The 26,149-nt window shown below is 42.1% G+C and carries 16 protein-coding genes; 7 read left to right on the top strand and 9 right to left on the bottom strand.

The features are described 5' to 3' along the window. The first annotated feature begins 4 nt into the window (after positions 1–4). From D1614_RS08460 to D1614_RS08445, 4 genes are read left to right on the top strand one after another with little or no spacing between them, the layout of a single operon-like run. Positions 5–1,345 (top strand): Gfo/Idh/MocA family protein, encoded by a 1,341-nt coding sequence (locus D1614_RS08460; protein WP_119437482.1) that lies wholly within the window; start codon positions 5–7, stop codon positions 1,343–1,345. A 5-nt stretch (positions 1,346–1,350) separates the two neighbouring features. After that, positions 1,351–2,331, top strand: a complete 981-nt coding sequence (locus D1614_RS08455) for a glycosyltransferase family 2 protein (RefSeq protein ID WP_119437481.1) — start codon at positions 1,351–1,353, stop codon at positions 2,329–2,331. Beyond that, positions 2,324–4,276, top strand: coding sequence for a tetratricopeptide repeat protein (locus D1614_RS08450; protein WP_119437480.1), 1,953 nt, complete (start codon positions 2,324–2,326; stop codon positions 4,274–4,276). The genes D1614_RS08455 and D1614_RS08450 overlap by 8 nt, the downstream gene beginning before the upstream one ends. 11 nt (positions 4,277–4,287) lie before the next feature. Further along, positions 4,288–4,530, top strand: coding sequence for an LPXTG cell wall anchor domain-containing protein (locus D1614_RS08445; RefSeq protein WP_119437479.1), 243 nt, complete (start codon positions 4,288–4,290; stop codon positions 4,528–4,530). A gap of 94 nt (positions 4,531–4,624) precedes the next feature. On the opposite strand, the gene D1614_RS08440 is transcribed toward D1614_RS08445, so the two are convergent. Then, positions 4,625–5,794 (bottom strand): ATP-binding protein, encoded by a 1,170-nt coding sequence (locus D1614_RS08440; protein WP_119437478.1) that lies wholly within the window; start codon positions 5,792–5,794, stop codon positions 4,625–4,627. Positions 5,795–5,908: 114 nt separating this feature from the next. Next, complete coding sequence (gene gltX, locus D1614_RS08435; RefSeq protein WP_175579273.1) at positions 5,909–7,435, bottom strand: glutamate--tRNA ligase; 1,527 nt, start codon at positions 7,433–7,435, stop codon at positions 5,909–5,911. Positions 7,436–7,683: 248 nt separating this feature from the next. On the opposite strand from gltX, the gene D1614_RS08430 reads away from it, so the two are divergent. Both D1614_RS08430 and kbl read left to right on the top strand, forming a co-directional pair. Further along, entirely contained in the window at positions 7,684–8,058 is a 375-nt protein-coding gene (locus D1614_RS08430; protein WP_119437477.1) for a four helix bundle protein, read from the top strand. Between the two features lie 71 nt (positions 8,059–8,129). Beyond that, positions 8,130–9,317 (top strand): glycine C-acetyltransferase, encoded by a 1,188-nt coding sequence (gene kbl / locus D1614_RS08425; RefSeq protein WP_119437476.1) that lies wholly within the window; start codon positions 8,130–8,132, stop codon positions 9,315–9,317. A 288-nt stretch (positions 9,318–9,605) separates the two neighbouring features. Here the strand turns inward: kbl and D1614_RS08420 are convergent, their stop codons facing one another. Beyond that, entirely contained in the window at positions 9,606–10,535 is a 930-nt protein-coding gene (locus tag D1614_RS08420; RefSeq protein WP_119437475.1) for a hydroxypyruvate isomerase family protein, read from the bottom strand. 259 nt (positions 10,536–10,794) lie between these two features. On the opposite strand from D1614_RS08420, the gene D1614_RS08415 reads away from it, so the two are divergent. Continuing rightward, a complete protein-coding gene (locus D1614_RS08415) occupies positions 10,795–14,679 on the top strand; it encodes a cache domain-containing protein (RefSeq protein WP_119437474.1) in 3,885 nt (1,294 codons plus the stop codon). 362 nt (positions 14,680–15,041) lie between these two features. Here D1614_RS08415 and D1614_RS08410 read toward each other — a convergent pair whose 3' ends face one another. From D1614_RS08410 to D1614_RS08385, 6 genes are all read right to left on the bottom strand, one after another. Continuing rightward, complete coding sequence (locus D1614_RS08410) at positions 15,042–16,346, bottom strand: hypothetical protein (RefSeq protein WP_119437838.1); 1,305 nt, start codon at positions 16,344–16,346, stop codon at positions 15,042–15,044. Between the two features lie 190 nt (positions 16,347–16,536). Next, positions 16,537–17,904, bottom strand: a complete 1,368-nt coding sequence (locus D1614_RS08405; RefSeq protein WP_119437473.1) for a neutral/alkaline non-lysosomal ceramidase N-terminal domain-containing protein — start codon at positions 17,902–17,904, stop codon at positions 16,537–16,539. Between the two features lie 5 nt (positions 17,905–17,909). Beyond that, positions 17,910–19,292, bottom strand: a complete 1,383-nt coding sequence (locus D1614_RS08400; protein WP_119437472.1) for a DegT/DnrJ/EryC1/StrS family aminotransferase — start codon at positions 19,290–19,292, stop codon at positions 17,910–17,912. After that, positions 19,289–20,677, bottom strand: a complete 1,389-nt coding sequence (locus tag D1614_RS08395; protein ID WP_206609959.1) for a neutral/alkaline non-lysosomal ceramidase N-terminal domain-containing protein — start codon at positions 20,675–20,677, stop codon at positions 19,289–19,291. Before D1614_RS08395 ends, D1614_RS08400 begins: the two co-directional genes overlap by 4 nt. A 235-nt stretch (positions 20,678–20,912) precedes the next feature. After that, positions 20,913–22,670: a RagB/SusD family nutrient uptake outer membrane protein gene (locus D1614_RS08390; protein ID WP_119437836.1), complete on the bottom strand. Its 1,758-nt coding sequence runs from the start codon at positions 22,668–22,670 to the stop codon at positions 20,913–20,915. A gap of 31 nt (positions 22,671–22,701) precedes the next feature. Further along, positions 22,702–25,965, bottom strand: coding sequence for a SusC/RagA family TonB-linked outer membrane protein (locus D1614_RS08385; protein ID WP_194086705.1), 3,264 nt, complete (start codon positions 25,963–25,965; stop codon positions 22,702–22,704). Positions 25,966–26,149 lie beyond the last annotated feature (184 nt).

Genomic DNA, 26,149 nt, shown 5'->3' with positions numbered 1-26,149 from the left:
AACCATGGATAAGAATCAACTATCACGTAGAAATTTTCTCGGAAAATCGGCCATAATTGGAGCAGCCGGTGTGATCGGAATGAGTGCATTGAGCTCTTGTTCTGCCAAAAACCAAACGGTTGATTATGAATTTCCTCCATTGCTCGACCTGGCACCCGACGGAAAGCCTTTAAAGGCGGGTTTGGTGGGGTGCGGAAACCGGGGAACCGGTGCGGCACTTAACTTTTTGGCAGCCGGGCATGATTTACATTTGGTAGCCCTGGCCGATGTTTTTGAAGACAAAGTGTGGGATTGCCGGAATAAGCTGATGAAACAACGGGTGGAAGTGCCGGAGCAAAATTGTTTTTGGGGCTTTGATGCTTACAAGGAATTGATGGCTTTGGATTTGGACGTGGTGATCCTGGCAACGCCTCCGCATTTCAGACCGGCACATTTCGATGCGGCCATTCAGGCCAAAAAGAATGTGTTTCTGGAAAAACCGGTTTGTGTTGACCCGGTGGGAGCCCGCCAGATTATTGCTACGGCTAAAAAGGCGGAGAACATGGGATTAACTGTAATCACCGGAACGCAGCGGCGCCATCAGCGCGATTACCTGGAAACCTACAAACAGGTAGCAGGTGGTGCAATCGGCGATCTGGTTGCTGCCAAAGCTTTCTGGATGCAGTCGCACGTTTGGTTCCGGACCCGCGAAGAGGGCTGGAGCGACATGGAATACATGCTGCGCAACTGGAATAATTTCTGCTGGCTGTGTGGCGATCATATCCTGGATACACATGTACATAATATCGATATCATAAATTGGTTTATGGGAAAACATCCGGAAGAGGCGGTCGGTTTTGGGGGCCGCGCTCACCGGTTGACCGGCGACCAGTACGATTACTTTTCCATTGATTTTGATTTTGGAAACGGTGTTTTCTCTCATAGTTTTTCGCGTCAGATTGATGGATGTGCCAACCAATTGGGCGAGCTGATTATGGGAACGGAAGGCTACACCAATTGTAAAAATACGATTTACAATCCTGACGGGTCGGTTAAGTGGACCTACGAATATCCGAAAGATAAAGATGGCCGCTCAACCGGAGTGGTAAAAGTTTCACCCTATGTACAGGAGCATATTCACCTGGTTACAGCTATCAGAACCAACAAGCCGGTGGTGGAAGCAGAACGGACAGCTGTTTCTACGTTAACGGCCATTATGGGAAGAACAGCCGCTTATACGGGGCAGAAAGTAACGTGGGAAGAGATGATGACCTCGAACATGAAACTGGGGCCTGAAAAATATGAAATGGGAGCAGTGGATATGGAATTTCCGGTGCCGGTGCCCGGAACGGCACATAAAGCTTAGAAAGAATGAAAATGATTTCCGTAGTGATACCGCTTTACAACGAAAGCATTTTGGTCGACCGACTTTTGCAGAAGGTGATCAAAAATGTAAAGGCTGAAAAAGAGCCGTTCGAGGTGGTGTGTGTTGACGACGGAAGTACAGACGATACGCTGAGCAAATTATTGATGTTCAGAAAGGAAGCTCCGGAGGTGAAAGTGATTTCGTTGTCCAGAAACTTTGGTCTACAGGCTGCTATAACCGCAGGACTGGAGTTTTCCAAAGGAGAAAGGGTAGTGATTATGGATGGCGATTTACAGGATCCTCCGGAAGTGATTCCGCAGCTTCTTCAGAAAATGAAAGAAACCAATTGCGATGTTGTTTCTGCCGTTCGCAGCAAGCGAATGGAAAACTTCAGCAAGCGTTTCTTTATCAGAGTTTTTCATAAAATATTCAGCAACATTTCGGAAGGGAACCAGGTAGAGCAAAGCGGAAATTTCTGTTTGTTAAGCCGCAAAGCCGTTCAGTCTGTTTTGGCTTTTTCGGAGCGAAACCGGTATTTTCCGGGTATCCGGAATTTCATCGGGTTTCAGCACGAGTTTGTAATGTACGACCGTGCCGACCGTGCTGAGGGAGAAGCAAAGATGACCAGCAGAAAATTATTCTCGCTGGCTGCCGATGCTATTTATTCCTTCTCGAAGTGGCCGATAAAAGCCTGCCTTTACCTGGGTTTGCTGGGAGTGGTCGTTTTCCTGCTGGCCATTGTTTATACGCTTGTTTCGAAATTCACCGGGCTTGCTCCTTTTGGCTGGTCTTCCACCTTTTTGGCCATTAGCTTTTTTGGATCGGTGCAGCTTACTTTCCTGGGGCTGATTGGCGAATACATTTTCCGCATCTACAAAGAAGTTCAAAAGCGGCCTGTGTACCTGGTGAAACAGGTTTTTGATGATACTGCAAACGACCATGAAGTCAATATTAAAATAAATCCAACAAAAAGATCTGATGCATAAAACATCCGACATATTCACGGCACGTAATATGTTTGTCTTCAGCCTGATTTTGGCGGGGGCAATACTGGCATTGCTGGCTCCCAAAGCCGCTGTGAATGTGGATGAAATGCTACACTATCCTCACGCTAAAAAAGTAGTAAACTGGTACTATACGGGCGGTGAGGATGCGTCGTGTCTGGATACGCCGGTTGACAATCTCAAGTATTACGGGCAATCGGTTGACAATTTTACAGCGTTATTTAATCGTATTTTCTCGGTTGATAATGAATTTCTTACCCGGCATTTTACCGGCGCATTTTTCTTTTGGTTGCTACTTCTGGCAGCTGGACTTTTGGGAAAAGAATTGAGTGGCTCGTACTGGGTGTCGGCGCTGGTGGTGCTTTCGCTGATGGTAACACCACGGCTTTTCGGACAGGCCTTTGGCAATCTGAAAGACATTCCGTTTGCCACCGGATACCTGGCCGGGGTACTGTTTATCATTCGTTTTCTAAAAGAACTGCCGCAACCCAAATGGAAAACAGCCATTCTGTTGGGATTAAGCATTGCCTTTACCTGTTCGGTGCGCATTGGCGGGCTGATTCTCTTTGCCTATCTGGGCCTGGGATTACTCGCTATCTTATTTGTAAAGCCTTTTTTACTTAAATATTTTATTTCAACTAAATCTTGTTTTGTAAGGCTTGCGGGCCAGATTACAGTAATAGCGGTTACCGGTTACTTTATCGGGCTGTTATTCTGGCCCTTCGCCTTGCAGGATGTCTGGCACCATCCGCTTGAAAGTCTTTCAATGATGGAACACTACAAGGTGAGCATCAAACAGATTTTTGAAGGATCGGTAAACTGGAGTACACAGTTGCCGTGGAAGTATCTTCCACACTGGTTTTGGATAGCAACACCCGAGTTTGTCTTACTGGGTTTGATATATTTTATCGCCTTTTTAACCTATATGTTTACTAAGCTATTTGACGAACAACTCTTTTTAGAGTTGTTCGTGTTTTTTACGCTGGTTTTCCCGGTTGTTTACGTCATTGTTATAGGCTCGAATCTTTACAGCGGAATACGTCAAATGTTGTTTGTTGTGCCGGTAATGGTCGTATTGGCCTCGCTTGGTTTTTACAAGATGATACGGTCGCAAAAAAACAGGGGAAGAAAGATTCCTTATTTGCTTTTGTTTTTTGGATTGATGTTGTTGCCGATGGTGCATCAGGCAAAGACTTTCCCGGTCGACTATGTGTATTTTAACCATGTAAACGGTGGAAATAAAAAGGCCTGGAGCAACTTTGAATACGATTACTATTTCCATGGGATGAAGGAGGCTACCGACTATCTTTTAGATGAGATAGGCGATGAAAACGTGATAGTGGCTATGAATTGTCAGTTGCCGAATTATTTTGAAAAAATACCCAACGTTTCGTTTCAATACACCCGCTACCTTGAACGTAGCTCAAGCGACTGGGATTATGCCCTGTTTGGAGTAAACTACATTCATCCATGGCAGCTGAAACATGATACCTGGCAGCCGGCAAAAATCAAAAAAGTATTTTATCACATGGGAAATCCGTTGGTGGTTTTGCTGGAGCGCGGAGAAAAAGACGATCTGTGGGGGATAGAGGCCCTAAAAAGCGGGAACTGGGACGAAGGGGAGAAAATATTACAAAAAGCATTTGAAGATGAGCCGAATAATGTTTGGATCTGTGTAAATTTGGCCAACCTTAAACTGGCTCAGGGTAAGTTTGCAGAGGTGGACAAGTGGCTTCAAAAGGGAAGGGCTATACATCCGTTTTATGAACCCTTGTATCTGATCGAGGCACAAAAGCTTTACGATCAGGGAAGTTACCCGGAGAGTATGGCCGTTTTGAACCAGTTGATAGAAGTAAATCCGCGGTATGCAAGTGCCGGCCCTTTGTTGAGAAAAGTGAAAGAAAAATTAAGTATAAATCAGAATTAAAAAACGTTGAAATGAAAAGAGTAATTGCTTTGATCGGATTGTTTATTATGAGTTTACCCACTTTGTTAATGGCCCAGGAACAGGGAACCTACATTGAAAATTTGGGAGCGCAGGACAGTTCGTACATGGAAGAGGATCTGTTAAGCCCGGTTCAACAGTCATCGGGTTCAAATTCAACCGTAATTATTGTAATCGTGGTGGTGGTAGTTGTGGCCGCTGTTGCATTTTTCCTTTTGAAGAAAAAGAAAAAGTAAATAATTATTTCTTTATCAAGTGATTGAAATAAAAAACCCGGCTTTAAGACCGGGTTTTTTGTTGTGTGTCCCGGATCAATGGCATTTGTAGCATTTACAACACAGGAAGGTATTCGTTGATAAATGTTTTTAGAGGACAAACTCTAATTTTTTCAGCGATTAAATAGTTGTCAGAAGAAGGTGTGATAATAAAGTTGATTGAGGCACCAAGGTCTTCAAAAGCGATATAGTTTCCTTTACTTAGTTTTGGTGAATTTGTGAATTTTATCTCTGCTGTGGCTATTACTTTTTCTCCTTTTGTTATCACAAGGTCAACTTCAGCCCCATGATGCGTCCGATAGAAAAATAATTTCTGTGCCGGTTTTTTTCCTGCCATAATTTGCGACAGAACAAACGTTTCCCACGAAGCTCCTGCATTGGGTCTTCCGGCCAATTCATTAAAACTTTCAATACCAATAAAGTGATGTAGAATACCTGTGTCGGTGAGGTAAATCTTGGGACTTTTTACCAGTCGTTTCTTCAGGTTCTCAGCAAATGGTGGTAAAGTTTGCAGGAGGAATGCGTCTTCTAAAAAATCGATGTATTTTTTTACTGTTGGTGAAGTAATGCCCAATGATTTTGCAAATGTGGAAATATTCAGAATTTGACCGGAAGAGTGTGCCAGCATCGACCAAAGGTTTCGGATTGTTTTACTTGGCGCATTCAATCCTAATTGTAGCAAATCGCGGTTTAGATATGTGTAAATAAAATTCTCCATCCATTGCCAGGATAATTCCGGTTTTGGAGCAAGCAGTGAATTCGGAAAACCACCTTTTATCCATAATTCATTTTGAGTGAATTCGTTTGGGAGTTCTGCCAGACTTAGTGGATACAGTCTGTGATAGGCGATTCTTCCTGCCAATGTTTGAGAACTTTCGCGAATCAGTTCAGGTGATGCTGAGCCTAAAAGGATAAATTGTCCCGGGTTACGGGTTTCGTCAATGATTGATCGTAGCGTGGTGTAAAGTTCCCCCTTTATCTGAATCTCGTCGATAACAATTAGCTTATTGCGGTTTTGGGAGAAGAACAATTCCGCGTCTGTCAGCTTGTTTAGATCCGATGCTTTTTCAAGGTCAAGATATATGCATTCTTTTCCCAAGGTTGTCATAAGTTGTTTAACCAGAGTGGTTTTTCCAACTTGTCTTGGTCCTATTAGGGCTACCACAGGGAAATACGAAAGTGAACTTTTTAGGTCCTCTAGTAGTTTACGGGGAATAAGATTCATGTCCTTGATTTTAATATACTGTGGTAGAATATACAAATTATCCGCGAAAATTTAAAATGTGATTTTAAATTTTCGCGGATAATCAATATTTACTATCTACAGATGATTTAAATCTCAGATGGCTTCAATCGCATTTTTTATTCTGTCAATGGACTCTTCTTGTCCAAGAAGTTCGCAGATTACAAACAGATCGGGCCCCATGTTACCTCCTACCAGGCACAGACGAAGCGGGTTCATAACCACGCCAAAACCCCATTCTTTTTCGTTCATAAAGGCTGAAAATGCTTCTTTTATCGCATCGGCTTTCCACTCAGAAACCGAAGCAAAAACATCTGCAATGGCGAGTAATTTCTCCGGGGTATCTTCTTTCCAGCGTTTGCTAATGGTTTTTTCGTCGTACGAATCAGGCGCCAGGAAGAAATACGAACTCTGTTCCCAGATGTCAGTAACAAATTCGCAGCGTTCTTTTACCTCTGAAACCACCGCAAGTATCTTTTCGTCGGATGCCGTTACGCCTTTCTTTTCAAGTACGGGCTTAAATAGCTGAGCCAATTCTTCTGCTGCCTTTTGCTGAAAGTAATGTTTGTTGAACCATTTGGCTTTTTCTGGATCAAAGCGCGATCCTGATTTCACCACACGGTCGAGGCTAAACAATCCGCTCAATTCTTCCATTGAGAAGAACTCCTGGTCGTTGCCCGGGCTCCAGCCCAGCAAAGCCAGCAAGTTGATAAATGCTTCCGGGAAATAGCCATCTTCGCGGTAACCGCGTGAAATGTCGCCTGTTTCCGGGTCGGTCCAAAGCAGTGGAAATACGGGGAAGCCCATTTTATCGCCATCGCGTTTGCTAAGTTTTCCTTTGCCAACTGGTTTCAGAATCAGGGGTAAATGGGCAAAGCGCGGACGGGTATCTTCCCATCCGAATGCTTTGTAAAGCAAAACGTGTAATGGCATCGATGGTAACCATTCTTCGCCGCGGATAACATGTGTGATTTCCATCAAATGGTCATCCACCACATTGGCCAGGTGGTAAGTTGGCATTCCATCAGATTTGAAAAGAACCTTGTCGTCCAGACTTTTAGTGGTATTAAAAGTTACACTGCCTCGAATTAAATCTTCTTCCGTTACATCAGTGTCCTCGGGCATTTTAAAACGGATAACATAGGCTTCCCCACCGGCAATTTTATCCTCAACTTCTTTTGTTGAAAGCTTCAATGAGTTGTTGAGTTGCTCGCGGGTACCAATTCCGTACGAGAATGTTTCTTTGTTGGCTTCTGCCTCTTTTCTCAGTGTTTCAATCTCTTCCGGAGTGTCGAAAGCATAGTAAGCCCAGCGACTTTCAACCAGCTGATCAGCATATCTTTTATAAATTTCTTTACGCTCACTTTGTCTGTAGGGGCCAAAGTTTCCGCCAATTCCGGGGCCTTCCACCGGATTTAGTCCACACCAGGTCAAGCTTTCAATGATGTATTCTTCGGCGCCGGGTACGTAACGGTTTTGGTCGGTATCTTCAATACGAAGGATGAAATCACCTCCGTGTTTTTTGGCAAACAGGTAATTAAAAAGGGCAGTGCGAACACCTCCCATGTGCAAAGGTCCTGTTGGACTGGGGGCAAAACGTACCCTCACTTTTCTTTCGCTCATTATCTTGGTATTAATTCGGTGCAAAGATAAAAATTTAGGAATGATTAAAGATTGGAATCTGCATTCCTCTAAAGAAATGGAAAATGTATCTGTAAAAACGAGTGTTGTGTTAATACTACTGAGGTGAAACTTATTTTCTGCTTTTTATCACTCTTTATTTATTGGGGGTTTTGTTATTTTGTGGCGTGGCTATTGCAAATTGGCAATTGGCAGAGTTGCAATAGGCAATTGAAGAATGAGTCGAGATAATGGTAAGTGGATTTCGAAAACTAACGGTTTACAGAAAAGCTTTTGATCTTGCCATGGAGATTTTTGAAATAACAAAGAAGTTTCCATCCCAGGAAAAATATGAGCTTACGGACCAAATCAGAAGATCATCACGTGCAGTATGTCGGGCGATTGGAGAAGGTTACCGAAAACGTCAATATCCGAAACACTTTTCGAGCAAAATGAGCGATTCGGATATGGAGAATACGGAAACACAAGTCTCATTGGATTTTGCTTTAAATTGTGGTTATGTTTCCGAAGAGGAATACAAAACTTTATTGGAAAAGTCAGAAGAAGTTGGTCGTTTGTTGCATCATATGGTAGAGAATCCTGAGAAGTATATGCCGCGTTCATAACTTGCTTACTGTATTTTGCCTACTGCCAATTTTCATTCAATTGATTAGGATTCAAAAAATTAAATAGAAACATGTACGGAAAAATTAAAGAGGACCTTCAGCAAACGCTTGAACAGCTGAAAGAGCAGGGCTTGTATAAAACAGAGAGGATCATTACTTCTTCTCAAAGTTCAGAAATTAGTGTGTCTACGGGGCAAGAAGTATTGAATTTTTGTGCCAATAATTACCTGGGACTGGCCAACAATCCGGAGGTGGTGAAAGCTGCACAGGATATTATGAACGACTGGGGTTTTGGACTATCGTCGGTGCGCTTTATTTGCGGAACCCAGGATATTCATAAGCAACTGGAGGAAAAGGTTTCTGAGTTTTTGGGAACCGAAGACACCATCTTGTACTGTGCCTGTTTTGATGCCAACGGCGGGGTTTTTGAACCATTGCTGGGCGAAGATTCAGCCATTATTTCTGATGAACTGAACCATGCTTCGATTATTGACGGTGTGCGTTTGTGCAAGGCGCAGCGTTTTCGTTACAAGCATTCGAACATGGAAGAGTTGGAGCAGTGTTTGAAAGATGCTGCCGGAGCCACTTACCGACTGATTGTTACTGACGGTGTTTTCTCAATGGACGGTGACCTGGCAAAACTGCCTGAAATTGTTGCCCTCGCTGAAAAATACGATGCTTTGATTATGGTAGATGAATCGCATGCTACGGGTTACATCGGCAAAACTGGCCGCGGTACGGCAGAGCACTATGATCTGCTTGGAAAAATAGATATCATCACCACCACTTTCGGAAAAGCAATGGGTGGCGGAAACGGAGGATGTACTTCGGGCCGCAAAGAAATCATTGATATGTTGCGTCAGCGTTCGCGTCCGTATTTGTTCTCCAATACGCTTGCGCCGGCAACGGTGGGTGCTACTTTAAAAGTTATTGAAATGCTTTCGGGTTCTTCTGATCTTCCGGCGAAAACAATGGCCAACGCCAAGCGTTTCCGCTCGAAAATGGAAGCTGCAGGTTTTGACCTGGTGAAAGGAGATACTGCCATTGTGCCGGTAATGGTTTACGACGAGCCTTTGGCGATCAAATTTGCCGACGAACTGCTAAAAGAAGGTGTTTATGTGATCGGATTCTGTTTCCCGGTGGTACCTCGTGGCAAGGCCAGGATTCGGGTTCAATTGTCTGCTGCCCATTCGTTTGAGCAAATCGACAAGGCTGTTGACGCCTTCATAAAAGTGGGTAAAAAACTGGAAATTATATAGTCCTATATAAGTTGTGTTAAAACCGGGGACGCTCTTTTGGGCGTCCTTTTTTGTTCCATTTTTTTACTATTTGCAGCATCAATTTACGATTTAAAGGTTGGTTTGAGGGGAAAAAGATCACATTTGCGGTGGGGTTTTTTAACCCAAAAAGTCATATAACATTCTTAAAAATATCCGGAATGGTACGTTGAGTACGACTGATTCCGACCCCAAGGAATGAAACTAAATGCCCAAAAAAAGGTGGTCTCTGAAAAAGAGCCACCTTTTTGCTTTATGGTAGAATAGCTTTTAAACTTCAAATGAATCCACCTTTCGGTAAGCTTCGATAAGCGCCAGCTCACCTTCTTTTCCCCCGATGCTTTTCCCATGCTCGCAACAAAGTACTCCGTCGTAGCCTTTGTTGTAAATGTGTTTGAAAATATTTTTGTAGTTGATCTCGCCGGTGGTCGGTTCTTTTCTGCCCGGGTTGTCGCCAATGTGAAAAGCCCCGATGTAATCCCAGCACAGATCCATGTTCATGATCAGGTTGCCTTCGGTAATCTGCTGGTGATACATATCGTTCACAATTTTACAGCTCGGATGATTTACCGCCACACAGATCATTTTAGCCTGTGGCATTTTAGTAAGAAACAGTCTTGGGTGATCCACCTGGTGATTGAGAGGCTCCAAAACCAGCTCCAAACCTGTTTTTCCGGCCACTTCGCAGCAGGCACGCATGTTTTCAATAACGTTAATGGTTTGGTAATCCCAATCCATTTTTTCGTCGTAAATACCCGGAGTAATCAGCCCGGTTTTTGCCCCGGTCCGCTTTTGCACTTCAAGCGCTTCGGCTGTTTTTGTTTGCAGTAGCTTCCTAACTTCCGGGTCGTTGGTTACCATGTATTTGGCGCCGTGGTCGGCATAAACGATAAACGGCCCCAGATCCATTCCAAGCCGGGCGAGTTCGTTCCCGATTTTTTCCTGCATTTCGGGTGTTCTGCCTGCCAGGCCGTTGTCAAAAACTGCCCGGAAGCCCTGGTCGGCAATAAACTTAATGTTTTCGATGGGGTCGTTGCCCACATGGTTGCTAAACATGCCAAGATGCGGCGCATATTTCAGTTTAAATTTTGCCGCATTGGAGCTTTCGGCAGCCGAGGCAGAAGTTCCGAGTATGGTTCCCAAACCGCTCAATGCGATACCACTGGCCGCAGTATTCCTGATAAAGTTTCTTCGTTTCATTTATAATGATGGTTTAAAATAATTTTCTGGTCGAGCTTTAAAAGTAAAGAATATTCTGGTTGGTGCCTCATTTAGGCGCTTCACTTTAGTTAAAAATTCAAGTTTGCTCCTATGGATTTCGGGAATTGATCAGGGCCGGTGATGATCCTTATAAGCTGGCATTATTTTGTGCTGATTTTGTAAGCTATTGACTTAGATTGTATTAAGTGTTAACTTTGTTTGGTTAGTACCATTAAATCATCCGTCCGAAGGACGCTTTATGAAATCGAGGAGATCGAAAGCAGGATTTAATTTCAGCTGGATCCTAATTGTTACCCTGCTGATTTTACTGTATTCTTCTTACTTCCTTTTGTACATTCCAAAGCAGGAGATGTTGGTGAAGGAACGTGGGTTCAGGATATTGGAGGAGTATGCTGAAAACATTCACAAGAAAAAAGACTACTACCAAACCCATATTCAGAATTATGGCCCTTACTATGCATTGCGTCCCTGGCTGGATTCGTTATCAAAAGCATTTACGCAAACTGACACTAATTTTGATTCGCTTCAGATTGCAGATGTTATTACGAGCCTGGAGAAGAAGATTCGTTTGGATACCTGTTCGGTTGATGTCATTTCTTATTTAGGGGAAAAGGAGGAAAAATACATTGCATTTCCGGTGAATGAAGATCCATCGCAGATAAAAAGTATGGCGATTTGCGACGAGGTTTGCCACGGGCAAAATTGCGCGCTGGTGCCTGTTGCCACTTTAATGGAGAACCTGAAGTTTGACAAGCTTTTTGAGAACATTGCCTTTTTAGACAGAAAAGGGGTGATCGACAATTCGAACGGAAATGTGGTGAACGATATCACTAATTTTGAGGCGCTGCTAAAAGATACGGTGGTGCGAAACCAGGGAGGAGTTTTCCAGGAGCTGGAAATACAGGGAATGGAAACTCATGTTTTGATTCTGCCCATTCGCTTTCTGAACCGGGATTTTTACCTGGCAGGCTTTATTTCGGATAAGGATTTTCGGAAGAAAACGCGGGCCATCAACAATCAGTTATTTACCATTTTGTCGGGGATATTGCTTTTGTTACTGGTTTGCATGCCGGTTTTGAAGATTGTGTTTATCAATAAAAAAGAGCGGATGAATGTTCGCGATGCCCACAATACCACGATTTCGGTGATTTTGGGAACCAGCATTCTGGTGCTGCTCTTTATCGGTACCATGAAATACTATTTTATCGACCGAAGCCAGGCAAACAAACGAATTGAGCATGTTTCCAAGCGCCTCACGTCTAACATCGAGAACGATCTTCAGCACTTGTTTTCGCTGGCCGGACAAATTATTCAGGACAAAGATATTTCTTCCGACAGTTTGCATTGCTACTTGGAAGATCCGGACTTTTATTACGTAGTAGACACCAGCATTTATGCCGACTTCATCCCGTTCAACGAGATCATTTTTATGAATGAGGATGGGATGGCGGTAAAGGCAGTTACGCGCACAGCTTTTTCGAACCTGGTGCAACTCGATCTGAGCAACCGGAATTACTTCACCAACCTAAAGAAGGATTCTGGACTGAGCTGGCCGTGGAAGGATAAAAGAAACGAGAATATCGACGCCTTTTTTATTGAGTCCATTAAATCGTACAATACCGGTTTTAAGGAAACTGCTCTTTCTTTCCGGTTGAAAAAAACGGTTTCGACCGGGAAGGGCAAAGCGCATTATTTCGCCGTTACCTCGCATGTGCCGTCGTTTTACGACCAGGTGCTTCCGAAAGACATGGCATTTATGGTGATCGACCGGAAAGGGGAGGTGTTGTTTCATTCCAACCAGGCAAAAAATCTGCACGAGAATTTCCTGGTGGAGAGTAATTATCAGCCTCGTTTGGCGGGGGGAATCGACTACCGAACGGTGGAACGTGCGCGGATAACCTACAACGAAAGACAGTGGCTGGCACTTATTGTTCCGTTAAAAGGAGTTCCGCTGTACCATGTTACCCTGATCGATCTTCAGATGACAGACAATAAAAATACCCGCATTTATCTGTTTACTTTTTATTTCCTGCTTTTCACATTTCTCTGTATTGTTATGGGGATGCAGGTTATACAACGCCTGGGCACCAACTCGCGTTTCATGAGAACAAAAAACTGGTCGTTCGAATGGCTGATTTTTAACAAACAAAAAGGACGGCTTTACCAAAAACTAATGTGGGTTTTACTGTTGCTGATCGTGTTTCAAATTACCGGATCGTTCTTTCTGAAGAAACCTGTGGCCATTTTATTGTGTCAAATCGTTTTTATTGGTCTGGCAGCCCTTTGTTCGTATTTGGTATTGAAGAAGGAAAAGCGAAAAGCCGCATTGGTTTTACTGCTTGGTCTAAGCTTTCTGCCCATACTGATTTTAAGTTTGCTGGGAGCCGGAAGTTTATTGTTTAGCCTGATTACGATTGGCGTTTTTATCCCCTTGCTGTTTATGCTGCATAGCTTTGTGGCAAAGGAGAATCATAACCCCGAAAACAAATCGGACCTTGAAATGACGGGGGCACGGAATGCCTACTTGGTTTATATGTTTCTGTGGTTGTTGAATTTGTCGGTAGTGCCGGTTGTTTGCTACTACTATTCAGTAAAGTTTCAGGAAAATACATTGGCCGAAAAGGCGGAAATGATTCATGTGGCCAAAGCCAATTTGCAGTTGCATAACAGTCATTCTGAATCCCGGGAAGATGCCTTTCAGGAGCCGGTTAACGGAAGTGGAATCGACAACCTGGTGGTTCGTTTGGAGACGCGAAACCATCAAGAAAAGGCAGAGAAGCCGGAGAAGGATGGAGGCCAATCGTGGTTAGCAAACGGCTTTATGGGGACCGAAAACTATTGCAGCAACCAGAATTTTGATATCCTTTACCGGGCATTGCGCAGTCCTTTAACCAAAGACGATTACTTGATGACACTTCTGCAAGAGCACAATCTGGGCAACGACTGGATCAAAAATGATTCGCTTGTTTATACCGCGCCATCGGCCAACGGAACAGTTGTTGTTAAATCAACCACCCGTTTTTTCAGTTTAGTGCAGGAGGCTCTGAAAAGGGTGGTTCTGTTACTGATTCCGGCGCTGCTGCTGGGCGTTCTTTTGTGGTATGCTTACAAGTATATTGCTGAACTGGTACTCGGAACGATTGTTGGGAAGTGGAAATTGCCCAATACTCCAACCTGGCAACAGTTGATTGAGAACGATGCTTTTGACCGGATTTTATTGATCGCTTTTAAAGGAGAAAACTACCGGGAAGCAGTTCCCGGAAAGGTAGTTGACGTGGATGCGCACGATGTGTTTGACGAGAAAAATTCGATTGACCGAACCCCGGACAAAAAAAGGAAAACAGTTTGGGTGAAAGGCCTGGGTGAATATTTACTGAGGGTGGACAAAGCCGATCAGATCATTTCGAAACTGAAATTGCTGGCGACGCTCGAAAATTGCCGGATTATTTTTGAGTTGCCCTACGATATGGACCTGATCCGCGAAAAGTTGATGGAACAAATTTCGGAATTTAATCCTCCGGAAGAGGAAGAGTTGCATATTGATACCTACCTGAATGAACTAACTCTGCTGTTTAGCGGGTTTTATCGGTTTACGGGGGCAGTAGACAAAACTGCCATCGAGCGTCAATTAGATAAACTACACCCGGAAGAGGAGAAAGCCGACGAAGAGTCGCGTATTTTGGCCGATGCGCACATTATGAAGCTATACTACGGCTATATCTGGAACAACCTGAGTCGCATGGAAAAACTGATTTTGTTTGACCTGGCCGACGATGGAATGTTGAACTTCAAAAACCGCTTTCTGATCAACCGGCTGAAATCAAAAGGATTGATCGAATTGGAGCCATACCCAAGCATCTTTACTCCCGGCTTTCAGTATTTTCTGAAATACTCGGTCGACCCGGACGAAACGACCCTGCTGGAACAGAAGTTAAGCAAAGAAGGCAAATGGAGAAATACGCGTTACCTAATACTCTTGCTTTTGATTCCGCTTGCCGCTTTTGTCTTTATCTCGCAGGGAACCTCCATCGAGAAAGTAATCGGCATCCTAACCGGTGTTCTGGCTCTTTTCTCGGGCGCCATGCGGATTATGGATAGCAGCTTGTTTCGGAGTGTTTCGTAAGAGGAATGGATGGTATATTAAATTTGGTTTAGTGACATTTCATTAGTTCTTTGTACTTCCAAGATGGCGGATTTTGGAAATAACAGAGATTCTTATCGATCCAGATCTTTCTCTGAAATATAAAAATAAGACCTACTGATTTGGTAATCAATAGGTCTTGTTTTTGTTGAGCATACCTGATAAGGAGAGAAGAAACATTACCTTTAATTTATTCTAGCTCAGAGTATTTAAGACGGGAATAGTCTATTGGTTACTTAATTATTATTGTACTGTTTAAATGTCCTTAGATACAATGTTCCTTTTAATCAGATAACTTATTGGTGTAGGTGTTTTTTGTGCCTGTCTGCTGTAATTAATATCTTTCATTCTTGTTGAAATGGATTGGGGATAACTACCAGGTCTTCGATTTCTTTTCCCTCGTGCATGAAACGGGCCAGAGTATACACTTTGCCATCCTGTCCAACGGTAATGGAATTCACATAGGTTGGCAGGTTCCCGTCTTCATAAAAGATGGGGCCGTGGTCGGTATAAGTGGCTGTTGGGATGTGATAGGTGATAAGGTGAAGGTTTTCCAGACCTTTGGCTGCTCCCATGGCAATCTCGTCAACTCCTTTTACACGCTTGCCGTCGATGTAGATTGGTCCGCCGGTCAGGTAGTAGATGGTTTGCCCGTCGGGTCCCAGGTCGAAGCCCAGGTAACCATAGCTGAACTGGTCGAACATACCGCTCTTGCGCGATGGTTCAGAGGTGATACGATCTACAATCTCTATTTTGGGCACTTTGGGATCGAAGCGGAACAGGTATCCCGAGTTGCCATGTACCCCGTAGGCTACATTTTCCTGCGGGTACCATACGATACGTCTCCAGTTGTATTGCATGCTGCCCGGACGGGTGGCATCGTACTTGCCAAAGTAATCCAGCTTCAGGTCGATGCCTTCCAGTTTCTTGATTTGCTGCTCACCCCCGGGGTTGTAGTAGAGGATGTCTCCTTCCGAAGTGGAAAAATAAACAGTTCCATCGCGCGGATCAACTACCATAGAACGGCACAATACACGGTAGTCTTCTCCTGGTTTGCCTGCTTCTCCATTGGCCGAAAATTTACCCAGGTTGTTAAGTTGGTCCTTGGCCACATCGTAATGCAGGAAGTACCCGAAGGGCCAAGAAATGCCGTAAATATGACCACGCTCAGTGTCCATGGTCATGGTCACGAAGGCTTCGCCATCGGGGGCTGTGGCCAGGTCTTCCCATTTGCCCGATGCCAGGTCGTACGAAAGTATGTGTCCTCCCGGGTAGAGTTTGTAACCTTCTGGCGGATCCTGTACCATCATCTCCATACCATCGATCATTTGGTAGTAACCGGCATGGGTAGATATGTACAATTTTCCCTTACTTTCGTAGAAGTTGCAATGTGATTTTCCCTGCGAGATGGTTTTCAAACCGGCTTCACCACAAAGTTCGGTGATATCCCCCAAATGGTCGATTTTATCAGTAGTTGGATCGTAAACGTAATACTGTCCGCCGATATCTATAGACTGTGAGGAAAGGCAGTAGTATATCCTTCCGTCACTGGCGGCCGTAATGGTGTTATAAGTATCGTGGGCCAACGGAAATCCTGAATAGTAATGTTTGGCGATCAGCGGCGCTTTTGTTTTTTGGATTGGTTTCATGTTTTCTTTTTTATTTGAATTAATACATCCTGCTCCAAGCACTACTAGCAATAGGGCAGGTAAAAGTACAGGTCTCATATTTTATTTATTAGTAGATGAAAATTTCATTGTTAGTTAATGGTTAGTAGCGGTCTATACCAGGCAGTTATGAATGCTTGTGTATTTTTCATTCGGGATTAGAGTAAGCTATTTATTGTGAGCTATTGACTTGTTGTTCCAATTTTAATACTTCATTAATTACTTTTTTCTCAATACCAGGGGCCCAGGTAGATGGCATCCCGTAAACCATTTGGGATGATTCGCCTTCATACCCCCCTTCCGAAAGAACTTTCTCTCCAGGAATATAAGCCATCACATCGTTTGAGTAACCCATTACAAACAGCTCATTACCTAGTACTTTTTTCAGGCCAACTGAGTAGTTGACCAGCAACTCACCTCCCAGAGCAACAATGGTTTGCTCGCCCAGCTTCCAAACCTGAACAGGGTAGGGGTATGATGTTGGGAAGGGAGTTCCTGTATTTATCAACCCTAACATATCTTCGGCCCACACTTTCAGGAATCCTTGGTTTTTATCTCGGAAAGCAAGCAGGTATTCCCTGGAGGGGGGAGTGTCGAATTCCAGCTCGATCTCGTTGTATGCTGTTTTAATGGCCGGACTGAGCACACGCATGTCTTCATGCAGCACACGCTCCACCGCAGCAGCAAGTTCCTGTCCGTACTGCTTGGCCAGGGGAACCGTGCGGCGTGGCATTGGATTCTGGTCAGCACCTGCTCCCTGGAAAAACATAGCTGTTGTGCCTTTGTATTGTTTCTCGAGCTCTAGCTGGGCAAAACCGGGATAATCCCCCGACCATCTATAACCGTTTAATACTGTTGGATGGCAGGCATATCCGAATACAATTGCTTCCAGATTACCCTTTTTATTTTCAATCTTTAAAACAGGTACGGCATAATCATTGGGGCCTGTTAAATCAGTTAGATTCGCTATTTCTGACTCCTGATTGTTCCTCCGATTTACTTGAAACCTTACGACACCATTTCCGGCATAAACATTTACAGGTTGCCTTGAGCGCTTAGCCTTTCCAACTAATTCAGCTATCTGTTCTACCAACCACCAGGAGTAGTTTTCAACTTTTTCTTCCTGTTTTGCATCCATTGGATAGATAGCACTCAAGGCATTTGTGATAACAGGTCCTGAATGAGTATGCGAGCTATTCAGTATTATTTGGGAACGGGTTAAACCCCATTGCTTTTCCAGGCGATTGCGTATTTGATTCGATACTGTTCTGGAAAAGCCAAGCAGGTCGGTTGTGATCAGTAACGAGTTGTTGCCTCTGGCATCTTCCAGAAACAATGCTTTTGCCCATAATTCATGCAGCTTCCCTTCTGAGGCATGGGTTCTTGAAGCATAACCTGCCAGCCACATATCCTGTTTCGGTGTAATTTTAACTTTGGCTACTCCCGCTTTCCAGCCTGAATTGGAGGTCTGACTTAAAGCCGGTGGAAGAAATGGAGTAAACAATAAAGAGTAAACAATAAAAAGAATAGTCCGTTTCATGATGGTTAATTTTTCTGCTTTATGTGGTCGGCGTTTTTCCTTATTTTCTCAATGGCGTAAGCGATGTTTTCCATATCGTTTTTTGAACTGAGCAAAACATTTTGAGAAATCCATACAGCCTGTTCGTTACAGAGTTTTTCGTTTAGCGGACACATGTTCTCCTCTGTATACCGATTATAATCTAATCGTTCTTTCTGATAAAATTTCTTGAAAAAACGGCTGTTGAAGGCATTTTCGAGGAAAGGCATCTTGTTTAACTCCTTGTATCCCCCGGAACAGGGGACTCCTTCTGCCCGCAATGCTTCCAAAAATTTTTCACGAGATAGGCCTTTAAACATATCTTTTTGATAGCGGAAAGGGAAAAGATGGAACGCAGCACGCGTCACGTTATCGTACAAGCGGTATGGTTCTATGCCTGGTATATCCTTTATGTTTTCTTTTAAATAACTTGCATTTACATTACGGGTCTGAGTTTCTTCTTCCAAGCGTTTCAGTTGGGCGAGGCCGATAGCTGCCTGATATTCTGTAAGACGTAGCTTTGTTCCAACCATCACAGTGCCGGCGCCTATCTCTCCGGCAACCGAACCGTAGGGGTTTCCGTAATTGTGATAAGAATAACAGCGGTCCATAAAGGTATCATCGTTACTGACAATGGCCCCACCTTCACCAATAGCCATGTTTTTTGAATTTTGAAAACTAAAACACCCGGCAGTACCGAAAGTGCCCACTTTTTGGTGGTTTATCTCTGCCAGCCATCCCTGACAGGCATCCTCAACTACCAATAAGTTATGTTTTTTTGCAATTTGCATAATCTCCTCCATGTCGCATGGAAGTCCCAAAATATGAACCGGAATAATGGCTTTGGTATGAGGAGTTATTTTTTCTTCTATCTTGGCTGGATCCATCTGGAATGTTTCAGGATCAACATCAACAAAAATCGGAATAGCCCCGTTAAACAAGATACTTGATACAGATGCAATAAATGTATAAGGTGTAACCAGTACCTCATCACCCCATCCAATTTCAAGCTGAGCCAGGGAAGTATTCAAAGCGTTTGTCCCATTTACAACTGTCAGACAACGTTTTGCTCCGATGGTCTTTGCCCATTGCTTTTCAAACTCATCAACAACATGTGAACGAGACCATACCCCGCTGCGCATAACCTCTAGCAGTTGCTTTTCGTCAGTCTGAGGGTTCCAGACAGGCCAAGAGGGCCAGGAGGAGCTAGGAAAAACCGGGTGACCACCCAGTAATGCCGGGATCGTTGTTGCCGTAGTTTTAGCTTCCAAGCTCTTTATTGCACCCAATCCGAGCAATGCACCCGTGCCCATTACAGAATTCTTTTTAATGAATTCACGCCTCGTTTGTTTATTGTTAGAACTTTTCATCTCTCTTTTATTTTATCAATCAATTGTGAAATTTCATTTATGATAACGTCTTCAATGTCTGATGACCACGGAGTTGAAAATAAGGCAGATCGTGTCCCTTCATAACCGCCTTCAGCTAGTACGTCTGATGTTGGAATATAAGCCATTACATCATTGCTGTAACCTAAAACAAAAATGTTATTACCATAAACATTTTTAAGCTTTATAGCATAGCCGGTTAACAACTCTCCTCCCAAAGCAATAATGAGTTGTTCTCCCAATTTCCATACGTGTATAGGGTAAGGATAAGAAGTCATCAACTTTTCTCCTCTTTTTAATTTTTCAAGAAAAAATTGAGCATTGAGTTTTAAATAGTCTGGATAACCGGAATTATTTTGGATTATTTGTTCTAGCTCTTTTCTAGTTGGTGGAGCATTGACAAACTGAATGTCTACTTCGGAGCAAGCAGTCTCCAGGCAAGGTGTAAGCGAAAGCATTTCTTCATCTAAGACCCGTTCAACCGCGGCAGCCAACTCTTTACCGTACTGTTTGGCAAGAGGTATTGAACGGCGGGGCAATGGATTTTGATCGGCCCCAGCTCCCTGGAAAAACATAGCTGTAGCTCCTTTGTATTTTTTTTCGAGTTCGAGCTGGGCAAACCCGGGATAGTCACCCGACCACTGATATCCATTAAGGACAGTGGGATGACAGGCATAACCGAAAACAATTGCTTTTATTCTCCCCCTTTTGTCTTCAATTTTTAACACTGGAACAGCAAAATCATTGGGCCCCTTAAGGTCAGTTATTTCTGTGATTTTAGCCTCCTGGTTGTTTCTTCGGTTTACCTGAAAACGCACAACACCATTTTGAGCAAAAAGATTCGCTGGTTGTAAATTACGCTTTGCTTCCAACGCTATTTTTACTATTTTTTCAACCAACCAGGCAGAATAATCATCTCTTTTTTTTATTTGAACAGCATCAAGTGGATAATAATTCTTTAAATCATCAACCAAGACAGGTCCGGAGTGAGTATGCGAACTATTTAAAATTATTTGAGAAGGGGACAATCCTATTTTTTCTTTTAATTCATCGTGTATGCTATCTGAAAGGACTTTGGAAAAACCAATCAGGTCGGAGGTAATAAATAAAGACTTATTTCCTTTTGAATCTTCCAAAAACAGTGCTTTTGCCCACAAATCATGCAATTTGCTCTCGGCAGGTTTTGTCCTGGAAGCATATCCTGCCATCCACATCGATTGTTCAGGAGTAATAGCAACCCTTGCTATACCAGCGTTCCAACCAGTATTGGATTTTTTTGATTCTCCGAAAGTTGTTATTGCAACAAACATCAACAAAGGAGATATAAATGCTATTATGATTTCTGAGATTTTGTTCTGCCGGTTCATAAATGAGCAACAATTTTTGTTCGTATATTTTATTGTCAACAACATTGATTACTCAACCAAAAGAGTATGAGTCAGATGATTAGTATGAGAGTGTGTTGTATTTATGGTCAGTACATTGGAGGAGACAATAACATGTTGGTTAGCTATTGTTTGATAGTATTTCTACTGCTAATTCTAGCAGTGGAAATAAAGTTTGCCAACAACGTTCTTATATTGCTCCTCCAATGGATTGTCTTTACTCAATCACCTCAAGAGGAGGTTCATTTCTTTCAGAGCCAACATAGCCTTTGTTTTGATTAATGCGTCCCAACGTATTAGCATTTATCAGGTTATCATCAATAGGCCATTGGAAATTGTGAGGTTCAATATAAGGATGCCAACCCAAAATACTTACTTCGTCAGCTCTCAGATAAAAAGTGTTCAACGAAATTACCCTGTCAAAAAACCAATTCTTTTCGTGAATATTATCCAAGCTATAACCATCGCGATTTAGTTTGGCGAGAATATAGGATACTCTGTTTAATTCATTCTGACGAGGTTCTTCCAGAAATAATTCTCTGGCCCTCTCATCAAATATATAATCAATTGTAACCACCTCTGGTGAAATAGGAATGGCTTCGGCTCTTTTTCTAACTTCATTAATATCATCAGCTGCTAAAGCTAATTCGCCTTTCCAATAGTAAGCTTCTGCTCTTAATAGATATGTTTCAGCCAATCTATAGATATACCAATCTCCATTACTCCCCATTGGTCTTCCTTCTTGGTCTGGATGGTTTGGAACATATGTTTTATAAAATGGCATAGCATAGAATCTGGCCCAATATTCTCCTGGAAAATCCATGTTATTTTTGTCCCAGATCTTACCATAGTCAACAGAATTGGGATTGTTGTACCGCAATTCTTCTACATCATACCAGTTTATATTAGCACGCCTTAAATCCGGTGTATTTTTATAATCGTTCCCATATTCTTTCCATATCTCATAACTATGATAGTCACTTAGTGCAACATCAGGGTTTCCCCTTCCAAGAGAATCGTACAAAGCTCCATTGTCAATAAATCCTCTGTTGCCTTCTGAGTCTTTTCCGTTGTTGGTGTGCCACCATGAACAGTTATAAACCCTCATGGTATAAGTTCCCCCCGACCGGGCTCCGTCAGGTGCTTCATAGCGATCAATAAATGCCAGAATTGTTTCTGTGTTCTCTTCGAGGTTTCTGTTCTTTGGTCGATGAAGATCCCAAATTACATTTTTCAATTGTTCGTCTTTGTCCTGCCCAAATCTGTTCATCATTAATGAATACGGACCATCGATTACATCAGTAGCAGAATCAATAGCCTTATCAAATTCTAAATTAGCCAGGTATATCTTTGTTAATAGATGATTCCCGGCCCCTTTTGTTGGCGCTCCTTTAACTGCACTTTGGGGTAACCACTGTATTGCCCATTCCATATCTTCCTGTAGCTTTTTTAAAATAGTCCATCTAGAATGGGTTTTATAGTCGAGCTTTGCATTTGTAACTTCTTCTGCAACAAATGGTAAATCACCATAATTGCCAATCAGTCTGTAATACCAATATGATCTGTGCCATAGGGCTTCAGCAAGTATTTCATTCCTATCTGATTCATCTTCCCAAGTTATATTGTCAATTCTTGAGATTATTGTATTGGAATTTTTGACTATTGAGAAAATGGTATTAATCTGGTTAACGAATTGCTGGTACTGATCTGTTGTCGGTGTGAGTTGCCGAAAATCCATTTGTAACCAGGGTACTCCTATTTCAGAGGCGGCATATTGGTGAGCCAGAAAATTTTTTTGTTCGGTATTTTCCTGACGAAGATCTTTTCTTAAGGTAATTAGCAGCGACTCAAAACCCTCCCTGTTAATAAAGATATTTTCGGGAGAATAGAAAGACAATGGCTCTGGTTTCAAGAATTCCTCAGAGCAAGATATACTTACCAAAAGTAACAGTAAAGAATATACTATGTTTTTCATGTGATTAATTTTATTGTGTATTAAACTCATTTTATAAAGTAAAATTTATTCCGGCTGAATAAATTTTAGGCATAGGACTATTCCCTGATTCCGGGTCCCACCCCGGCCAATTGGTTATGGTAAATAAGTTCCGTGCAGACAAGAAGATATCGCATCCCTTAAGGTATTTGATCTCACCGATAGCATTAGCCAGATTATAAGAAACTGTTACGTCCTGGAGCCTAAGGAATGATGTAGGCTTATAAGGCATGATACCTCCGCCAAATGAGGCTAGATTATTATTTAATCTAGGGTATTCATTTGATTTGTTTTCAAAAGTCCAGTACGGGTAGTTATTTGAATTTTGTCTGTCAAACATACTCCATCCTCTCACAGAATATGGAAATGCCCTTAAATGGCCCAGATCAGCTCGAAGAAAGACTGATGCACTGATGTTTTTTAAAATAGTAAATTCGTTCATTAACCCCAGGCTATGGCGTGGTTCTTTAAATCCAATAAAGGTTTTATCCTGCAAAGCCTCATATTTTTCAATATCATCTAAATTTCTTGCCTTAAAATCACCTGGTTTAAGATTGTATTTGCTTGCTTCTTCTTCTTCTCCCAATTGCCATATTCCCGCGATATCATAATCCCAAATAACGTCAAGAGCTTTTCCCGGAAACCATTGATTGGTAATATCCGGAATTTCTCCTTCCTGTGTTTTCCCTTCTAAAACATATTCTCCCTTGTCCCCAAAAAGTTCTACAATTTTATTTCGGTTCATTGCATATGTGAAAATTGATTTCCATAAGAAGTTTGGAGTATTGATATTTTTCGATATCAATGTCAATTCAAACCCTTTGTTATGAAGCTGTCCTATGTTGGTTGTAATATTGTCAAACCCTGTGATCTTTGGCAAAGAACGTTTTACCAACAAATCAGTGGTGGACATACTGTATACATCCAGAGAAAGGTCGAAACGATTATCAAGAAAGCCCATGTCGATACCTATGTTCAATGATTCAGTCTCTTCCCATCTTAAATTATTATTTGCCAGCCTGGAAGTATTAACTCCCATTTGAACCTGAGAACCATCATAATATTGATTTAATGAAAGAGCAGACAATGCCGAATATGCTCCGATGGATCTATTCCCGTTTCTTCCCCATGATATTCGTAACTTAGCTCTGTTAATAAACCAATCTTCATTATAGAAGTTTTCTCTGGAAATTTGCCATGCAAAGGCAGCTGCAGGAAAAGTGGCTCTTGGATATTTTTGTCCAAATGCTGAATAGCCATCTCTTCTGACAGAGGCAGTAAACAAATATTTCTCGTTTAATGTATAATTAATACGAGCCATTAATGCATCTCCCGTTACTTTAGTATCATCACTGAATACTGCCGGATATATTCCAAACTGCATACCATGGTAGCCAAGAACTGGTTCAGGTTGAATATTCGAATTTGTCATATAACTATTCCAATCAGAATTTGTCTCAGCATTAAACAATAAGGTTAAATCAAAACTATGTTTATCGATTGTTCTATTCCATTTTATCAAGTTGTCAATCATCCATTCATAATTTGAATAATCTGTTCTCTCAATACGTCCATTTGCATAAGATACAGAGCCAACATAGGTATCAGGCGACCAATAGTTATAATCTTTAATATTTTGAATATGGGGTTGAAAGGAAAAACGATACGAAAAGCCATAGGGAAGAGTTATTTCAGAATATAGAACGGCAAATAATCCTTGTACCTTTCTTAACCTGTCTTGTCCAAAAGTGTTTAATAAAGGATTTCTACTTACTTCATATCCATATGGATACCAATTTATTGTTCCATCATCATTAAATACTTTGGAATACGGACTTTGAACACCCGCCTCTCCAATATTCGCGGTAACTGTGCTTTCATCACGAAATGCGTATTGTAAATTTACTCCAACTTTAAGCCAATCATTGATCTTATATTCGTTATTTAGCCTGGATCTTAGTGCAGAAAATTTATCTCCTTTTATAATTCCTTCATTATCAAGGTATCCAATAGACCAGTAATAAGTGAGATTATCTGTTCCTCCGCTAACGCTAATATCGAAATCTTTTCTGAACCCTTTAGGCATTGTCTCTTTTGCCCAATTTACTGAATTACCTTCCAAATAATTTTTGACCTCATCAGGGAAAAAATTCATACGAGAAAGCCATTCCCGGGTATCATCAGGATTAGGATTTGAACTAGCCATTCTCCATTGTTCTAAGGTAACCCCTTTCGGTAAATCGTTAGGATTAAACCAATAATAGTCTGGCTGACTTCCGTATAGTGTCCTGAAAAAGTTTTTTCTGTACTCCATAAAATTGTCTTCATCCCGAACTAAAAAACCCTTGTTTCTAGCTTCACTAATTCCAAATTTCATGGAAACATTAATTGAAGGACTTCCTTTATATCCTTTAGATGTAGTAATAATTATTACTCCTGCTGCTGCTTTTGCTCCGAAAACTGCAGCAGAACTTGCATCTTTAAGAACATCAATGGTCTCAATATCTGCTGGATTAATGTCACTTATGTCTCCGTTGTAGATAACACCATCGAGAACAACCAACGGTGAGTTGCTGGCATTAATAGAGTTTGGACCTCTTACCATCATGGAACTGCCACCTGCAGCGGAAGTGCTTTGAGTTGAACGGAATCCTGCGACTGTTCCTGCGAGCATCTCTGTTACCTGTGTAAGAGGCTGTCTTTTATATATGTCTGCATCAACCTGAGTAACAGAGCCCGTTAAGTCACTTTTCTTTATAGTTCCATATCCAACAGCTACAACCTCTTCCAATCCAATGGCTTCTTCTTGCATGCTTAGATTTATGATTGTTTGACTACCAACAACCACCTCCTGCGCTCTCATCCCCACAAATGAGAACACGAGCGTGGCTCTCTCGGGGATGTTGCTTAATGAATATTCTCCATCAGCATCGGTAACCGTCCCCTGAGTGGTCCCTTTAATCATAACGGTTACCCCGGGCAGGGCTTGGCCAGATTGTTCGGTAACTTTTCCAGAAATCTTTTTATCCTGTTGGCTTTTCGTTGTATTCGAGTTAAGACTATTTCCTTTCATTAACAGAACCAATTTTTCCTCTTTTAATGAATAGGAAATATCAGTTCCTTCAAACATCTCTTTCAAAATTTCTTCTACGGTTGCATTCTGGGTTTGGACCGTTACTCGACGATTCAAGTCAATTTGTTCGTTCTGGTAGAAGAAACGAAATTCACTATTGGTTTCAATTTCATTCAAAACATCGATAACTTTTTGATTTTTCATGTTGAATGAAAATTTGACTGACTGAGAATAAACTGAGGCAGAAACCTGAAGCATCCCAGCGAGTAGTAATATCCAGGTTAGTTTCATAATAATCATAAGTTTTCGTACCATCCTGAAATGAGGAATGGGCCGATTCATAAAAATTTTCATAAATTTGATTGTTTTAGTGATTAATTATGGTGTT

The organism is Maribellus luteus, from assembly GCF_003576475.1.
Taxonomy (GTDB): Bacteria; Bacteroidota; Bacteroidia; order Bacteroidales; family Prolixibacteraceae; genus Draconibacterium; species Draconibacterium luteum.
Note: the sequence above shows the minus strand (reverse complement) of the source record. Positions and strands in the feature narration are given on the sequence as shown.